General features: G+C 33.7%; 8 protein-coding genes. All 8 read left to right on the top strand.

Going from position 1 to position 6,619, the window contains the following annotated elements; genetic code table 11:
• Positions 1 to 706 precede the first annotated feature (706 nt).
• The 8 genes from LS73_RS09530 to rplQ all read left to right on the top strand — a co-directional run bounded on the left by LS73_RS09530 (position 707) and on the right by rplQ (position 6,416).
• Positions 707 to 1,690: a L,D-transpeptidase Cds6 family protein gene (locus LS73_RS09530; protein WP_034556962.1), complete on the top strand. Its 984-nt coding sequence runs from the start codon at positions 707 to 709 to the stop codon at positions 1,688 to 1,690.
• 347 nt (positions 1,691 to 2,037) lie between these two features.
• Positions 2,038 to 3,153 (top strand): alanine dehydrogenase, encoded by a 1,116-nt coding sequence (gene ald, locus LS73_RS09525; RefSeq protein WP_034556963.1) that lies wholly within the window; start codon positions 2,038 to 2,040, stop codon positions 3,151 to 3,153.
• A gap of 330 nt (positions 3,154 to 3,483) precedes the next feature.
• A complete protein-coding gene (gene rpmJ, locus LS73_RS09520) occupies positions 3,484 to 3,597 on the top strand; it encodes a 50S ribosomal protein L36 (RefSeq protein WP_034573932.1) in 114 nt (37 codons plus the stop codon).
• A gap of 3 nt (positions 3,598 to 3,600) precedes the next feature.
• Complete coding sequence (rpsM, locus tag LS73_RS09515; RefSeq protein WP_034556964.1) at positions 3,601 to 3,963, top strand: 30S ribosomal protein S13; 363 nt, start codon at positions 3,601 to 3,603, stop codon at positions 3,961 to 3,963.
• A gap of 10 nt (positions 3,964 to 3,973) precedes the next feature.
• Complete coding sequence (rpsK, locus tag LS73_RS09510; protein WP_104692243.1) at positions 3,974 to 4,369, top strand: 30S ribosomal protein S11; 396 nt, start codon at positions 3,974 to 3,976, stop codon at positions 4,367 to 4,369.
• Positions 4,370 to 4,378: 9 nt separating this feature from the next.
• Entirely contained in the window at positions 4,379 to 5,005 is a 627-nt protein-coding gene (gene rpsD / locus LS73_RS09505; protein ID WP_034556967.1) for a 30S ribosomal protein S4, read from the top strand.
• 15 nt (positions 5,006 to 5,020) lie between these two features.
• The gene (locus tag LS73_RS09500; protein WP_034556968.1) at positions 5,021 to 6,034 is read left to right on the top strand and encodes a DNA-directed RNA polymerase subunit alpha; all 1,014 of its coding nucleotides are present in this window, start codon (positions 5,021 to 5,023) and stop codon (positions 6,032 to 6,034) included.
• A 28-nt stretch (positions 6,035 to 6,062) separates the two neighbouring features.
• On the top strand, positions 6,063 to 6,416 hold the full coding sequence (rplQ, locus tag LS73_RS09495) for a 50S ribosomal protein L17 (protein ID WP_034556970.1): 354 nt from the start codon (positions 6,063 to 6,065) through the stop codon (positions 6,414 to 6,416).
• Positions 6,417 to 6,619 lie beyond the last annotated feature (203 nt).

The raw sequence follows: 6,619 nt of genomic DNA, 5'->3' as shown, positions 1-6,619 counted from the left end.
TCTAATAGAAATGTCTATAGATTCTAAACCTACATTAGTTTTACTAATTGGTTATGTTAATACTTAATACTATGTAGTATTTAAGAAAATATAAAATATCTATTATTGAACTTTTTGTTACTTATCATACTTTGCAGTCAATGATAATTGATCACCAATGTGTGAACATAGTGAAATATCTCCTTTGTCATATTAAATAAGATTAGTTTTATTTATGTTTAGCATTCTATTAATTGCTATATTAAATGCTTTGTATTTGTTATATTTAGCTAACTAAAGTTAGCTAAATATAACCTTTACTATTCTTAATCTACTATCCTTTATTCTGTTTAGATTCTAATTTAGAGATTCTTTATATTATTAGACTTGTTTACACAAGACTTTATGACATTGGCTACTTGTAATTTATTCAATCTAATTTATAGATTCTTAAGCCACACTTTGCTCTTTTAGAATGATAGGGGGGGGGGAGGGTATAATCATCTTTTTTTATAAGTGGCATTCTAGAATCTTTACTTAAATCCTAGCACTGGCAAATATACTCAAATAATTTTATGCAATCAACACAATATTAATAATAGTGAATGTTGTTTCGCTTGTGTGTAAATGTAACTTTATGCTAAAATCTTCCATTTCATAGAAGATTTTATATGGGCTATGGCATTTTTAATAATGTGGATAAATGAATCTTTATTTAGGAATAGATATGAAAAATATTTTATTTAGTATTAAGAGATCTTGTTTATTGACATTTATTTTATCCGTTTTAGCTTTGAGCGATTCCGCTCATGAACTTACAAAAAAGGAATATTGGCTAGACTATTTACAGGATAAGTCTACAAATTATGGTTATTTCGAGGATTTGGGATTTCTCTTTGTATCTGATAAAAGTATTCCAAACCTAACATTATATAAAATCAAGAATTTTCAGCTAGAAGAGATTCAAAGTTCTAGTGCTCTTGTAGCAGAGGGGTTAGGTAGTAAGAAAAAAGAGGGAGACATGACAACTCCCATTGGAGTATATAACATAAATAATCGCTACACAAAGCTAGATCAATACTATGGCGGACTAGCTCTATCTACTACATATCCAAATGCTTATGACAGATCTCTAAAAAGGACTGGTAGCGGGATATGGATACATGGTAAACCTCTCAATGGCGATAGGAAGGAGCTCCATACTCGAGGTTGCATTGTGATTGAAAATGATTTATTGCATAAATATGATAAAATCGTTAACTGGAGAGATAGCTCACTTTTGGTATATGAGAGCGAGCTTGCAATTGTAACTAAAGATGAATTAGCAACTTTACTAGCCTTTATATATCAATATAAGCAAGCATTAGAATCTGGAGAGAACAGAGCTTTTAAATTTTATGATAAAAGCTTTAAAGATATTAATGGGAATAATCTAGCTACATTTTGGAATGCTAAGCAAAAAGAGTTAGCCAAAATGAAGCAACCGCTAGCATTTACAAAGATAAATATTTTTATATATCCAAATGATTCTAATAGAAGGCTTTTTCGTATAAGTTTTAATTGGAGTAATGAAAAGCATGATAGTAAGAGTTATGACAATTCAAACGCTACTAAGATTCTAAATACTAGTAAAACAACTTTGCTTAGTGGGAAAGTTGAGCTATATGTAGCACTACAAGATTCTAATCCTAATATTATTAGCCAAAAGTAATCTTAATTAACTTTGCTTTTTGTCTATATATCAGAGTATATTTGATTTTAAGCATGGTTTGCGAATAAATTCCCAATTATGTTTAGACCTTATAGAGCTAAAAGTTTCTGTTTGATTTATTATTATGGTTCTAACTTGGTATATTGTGTATTAAATAAGTTTTTGTGTTAATATAATATTGTAGGTTAATAACTATGCTAAATTTATTATATGGGTTATAAGCAATGTTTTTGCTTTTTCTTAAATGTTTAGATTTACGTTATACTAAATAGTTTACTTGTGTTAATTCATGATGTCTAGATACAAGCTATTTATATTTGACTACTTAAAAGCATAAAGGAAATATTATGATTATTGGATGTCCAAAAGAAATCAAAGTTCATGAGTATCGCGTAGGCTTAACTCCATCAAATGTGCATGAATATGTAGAATCTGGGCATAGGGTTTTGATTGAGCATGATGCTGGAAGTGCTATAGGCTTTAGTGATGAGGAATATAGGCGCAATGGAGCAGAGATAGTTGATAAGACAAAGCTTTTTGGGGAATCTGAAATGATTATTAAAGTTAAAGAGCCAATAGAAAGCGAGTATGATTATTTTAGAGATGGTCAAACTCTATTTACTTACCTACACTTAGCTGCAGATAGAAAGCTAACTGAAATGCTCTTAGCCAAAAAAATATCTTCTATTGCCTATGAAACGATTAAGTTTCGTGGAAGCTTGCCATGCCTAGCACCTATGAGTTCTATTGCTGGACGTCTTGCAGTCATTGAATCAAGCAAATATATACAAAAAACTTTCGGTGGCAGTGGTATTCTTTTAAGTGGAATTCCTGGCACTCCTAAGGGGAAAGTAACAATCATTGGTGCTGGCGTTGTTGGATTGAATGCTGCGCAATTGGCTGTTGGCATTGGAGCAGATGTTACTATATTGGATATAGATACTAATCGATTAGCCTATGTAGATCAGATGTTTAACATGAGGATTCATACTTTATATAGCTCTAGGGCAAATATTCTCTCAAGTATTGCTAGCGCAGATGTTGTGATTGGGGCCGTGTTAATTCCTGGGGCTAAAGCTCCTAAACTAGTTAAAAAAGATGATTTACGAGTAATGAGAACAGGAGCAATCTTAACTGATGTAGCAATTGATCAAGGTGGTTGTTTTGAGACTTCAAATGCAACAACACATGATAATCCTGTATATGACATAGATGGAATACTTCATTATTGCGTAGCCAATATGCCCGGTTCAGTAGCAAGAACAGCTACATTAGCATTATCGGATTCTACTCTTAGCTTTGGGCTTATGATTGCTAATAGCGGTGCAAAAGAGGCTGCATTAAAGAATGAGGGCATATTTGAAGGTGTGAATACTTACAATGGAAAATGCACTTACAAAGGTGTAAGTGATGCTTTTGGAATAGAATACACTCCAACAAAGCAAGCACTAGAAAGTGCATAAATTGTTATTATTTATCTAATGGTTTTTTTTGCTAGAATACTTAGCTCTTTACTAGTATTTACTTTTTAGGATTGATTACATTTTTAAGTTTTGATTCTAACTTATATTTGATTATCACTTAATGCGGGCTTTAGGGTTTTATTTGTAATTGGTCTATTGGGTTTATTTTGTTTTATGGTGCAAAATAGTGATAAATTTAGCGATGTTTCAAATCTTCTGCTTCAATAATAAGGTAATTTTTAACTTATATTTGCTATAATCGCAAACTTTATTCTTTTGATCATTCATTAGAGTAGTGGTTATAACGTAATGTCATGGTTAGGAGTTGTTATGAAGGTTCGACCATCGGTTAAGAAAATGTGCGATAAATGTAAAGTTATCAAGCGCAAAAGAGTGGTTCGCGTAATTTGCGTGAATCCAAAACACAAACAAAGACAAGGATAAATAATGGCTAGAATTGCTGGTGTAGATTTGCCAAAAAAGAAAAGAGTTGAATATGCTCTTACATATATTTATGGTATAGGGCTTAAAAGCTCGAGAGATATTTTAGATGCTGTAAATATTTCTTTTGATAAGCGAGTTAATGATCTCAGCGAAGATGAAGTTTCAAGAATTGCAAAAAAGATTCAAGAAAACTATATGGTTGAGGGAGATTTGCGTAAAAAAGTAACTATGGATATTAAGGCATTGATGGACTTAGGTAGCTATAGGGGACTAAGACATAGAAGAGGCTTGCCTGTGAGAGGACAAACGACAAAAAATAATGCTCGCACAAGAAAAGGCAAGAAAAAGACAGTTGGCAGTAAATAAGGAGTAGGCAATGGCAAAGCGACAAACAGGCATTAAGAAAAAGGTTGTAAGAAAGAATATTGCTAGAGCAATCGTTTGTATTTCCGCTTCCTTTAATAATACTAATATTACTGTAACTGATGAAATGGGAAATGTTATTTGCTGGGCTACTGCTGGTGGTTTGGGATTTAAGGGAAGCAAGAAATCAACCCCTTATGCTGCTCAACAGGCTGTAGAATCTGCAATGACAAAAGCAAAGGAGCATGGAGTAAAAGAGGTAGGCATAAAAGTGCAGGGACCAGGAAGCGGTAGAGAGACTGCTATTAAGAGTGTTGGTTCATCAGATGGAATTAGAGTGTTGTGGATTAAAGATGTAACACCTTTGCCGCATAATGGCTGTAGACCGCCCAAAAGAAGAAGAGTGTAAGGAGTATATATGGCAAGATATAGAGGACCTGTTGAAAAAATTGAAAGAAGGTTTGGTATTTCCCTAGCTCTCAAGGGCGAGAGGAGGTTGGCTGGTAAATGCTCATTAGAGCGTAGAAACTATGGACCAGGACAGCACGGGCAAAGACGTGGCAAGATTTCGGATTATGGTTTGCAGTTAAGAGAAAAGCAAAAAGCTAAATTTATGTATGGCATAAGCGAAAAGCAATTTCGTTCTATCTTTAGAGAGGCAAATCGTCAAGAAGGTAATACAGGTGAGAATCTTATAAGATTGCTTGAAAGTAGACTTGATAATGTTGTATATCGCATGGGATTTGCTACTACTAGGAGATTTGCTAGACAGCTTGTATCGCATGGGCATTTATTGGTTGATGGTAAGAGAATAGATATTCCATCCTTTAGTGTTAAGCAGGGGCAGAAAGTAGAGGTAAAAGAAAAGAGTAAAAACAATCTTCAGATTGTTCGGGCTCTTGATCTGACTTCTCAAACTGGTATTGTACCTTGGGTTGATGTTGACAAAGATAAGAAATTTGGAATTTTTACAAGAAACCCGGAGAGAAATGAAGTAGAGATTCCAATAGAGGAGCGTTTAATAGTGGAGCTCTATTCAAAATAAGTTAAGGGTATCATCATGAAAAGTATAAAGATAAGACCATATATTCCAGAAAAACTCGAAATTGAAGAGCTAGCTCCAAATCACATTAGATTGCATGCTTATCCATTCGAGCCAGGATATGCTATTACGATAGCGCACCCTGTTCGCAGATTGCTATTATCAAGCACTGTTGGATATGCTCCTATTGCTATCAAGATTGATGGCGTAGCACATGAGTTTGATTCTGTTCGTGGCGTGGCAGAAGATGTTGCCCCCTTGATTGTCAATATCAAGAATTTAAAATTCAAGATAAAAGAAGAGGCGAGAAATCAAGAAAGAATAGAGGTTTTTTATGAGTTTAGCGGACCCATGGAGCTTAAAGGCAAAAATCTTGATAATGAATTTCTAAGCATTATTGATTCAGATTCTCATCTTGCTAACATTAACAGCGATGCTAAGCTAAAATTCTCACTAGTTATACAAAAAGGATTAGGGTATGTGCCTAGTGAAGCTATCAGAGAAGAGATAAGCAGTGATTATATACCTCTTGATGCCTTTTTTACTCCAGTTAGGAAAGCTAAGTATGCAATAGAGAATGTGCTACATGATAGCAATCCCAACTTCGAGAGGATTGTTTTCGATGTAGAGACAAATGGGCAAGTTGATCCAATGGATGCATTTAAGGAAGCAGTGGGTATCATGCACTCTCAAATGAGTGTTTTTGGCGCAGAGTTAAGCGATGTGCCTACTAGTAATAATCGATTAAGTGATGATAGCCCAGAGCTAAAGGTATTGCTTGCTAGTGTTGATGCTCTGAATCTTGAGCATCGCCCAAGCAATTGTTTGCAAAAAGCAAGTATTAAATACATTGGCGAGTTAGCCTTAATGAGTGAAAATGATTTAAAGAATATAAAGAATCTTGGTAAGAAGTCATTTGAGGAAATATCTAATAAGATGAATGAGATAGGCTATCCAATAGGTATGGACCTACCTAATGATTTAATAGTAACCGTAAATAAAAGATTAGCCAAGCTTAAGGGACAAAATTAAAAATAAAGAAAAATAAAGGATATATAATATGAGGCATAGACATGGATATAGGAAATTAGGTAGAACATCTTCACATCGCAAAGCATTGTTAAAGAATCTTAGTATATCACTTATTAACTATGAAAAAATAGAAACAACTATATTCAAAGCAAAGGAATTGCAGCGATATATAGAGAGATTAATAAGTCATTGCAAAGAAGCGGACTTCAATACGCATCGATTTGTTTTTGCAGAATTGCAAGACAAGAGAGCTACTAAGAAGCTTATTACAGAAGTTGCGCCAAAGTTGCTTACACGTAATGGTGGATATACTAGGGTTTTGCGTAGCAGGATTCGTAGGGGCGATGCTACAACTATGGCAATCATTGAATTTGTCTATTGATATTTTTAACATATAGTAATTATTTCAATATAATGTGATGTTTTATGATATTCCAATTAGTTTCATAGTTGACTTGTAACTTGGTTGTAACAATGGCTAAGGAAATATGATGTTTCACAAAACACAGCAAGATATTATGCGAAATTGGCATATTGGTTTAGAATCTAACTTAGATTGCTTGGATTCTAAACAAAATCAACTCA

Origin of the sequence: Helicobacter muridarum (genome assembly GCF_000765805.2) — a bacterium.
Lineage (GTDB): Bacteria > Campylobacterota > Campylobacteria > Campylobacterales > Helicobacteraceae > Helicobacter_A > Helicobacter_A muridarum.
This window is presented reverse-complemented; position numbering and strand designations above follow the sequence as displayed.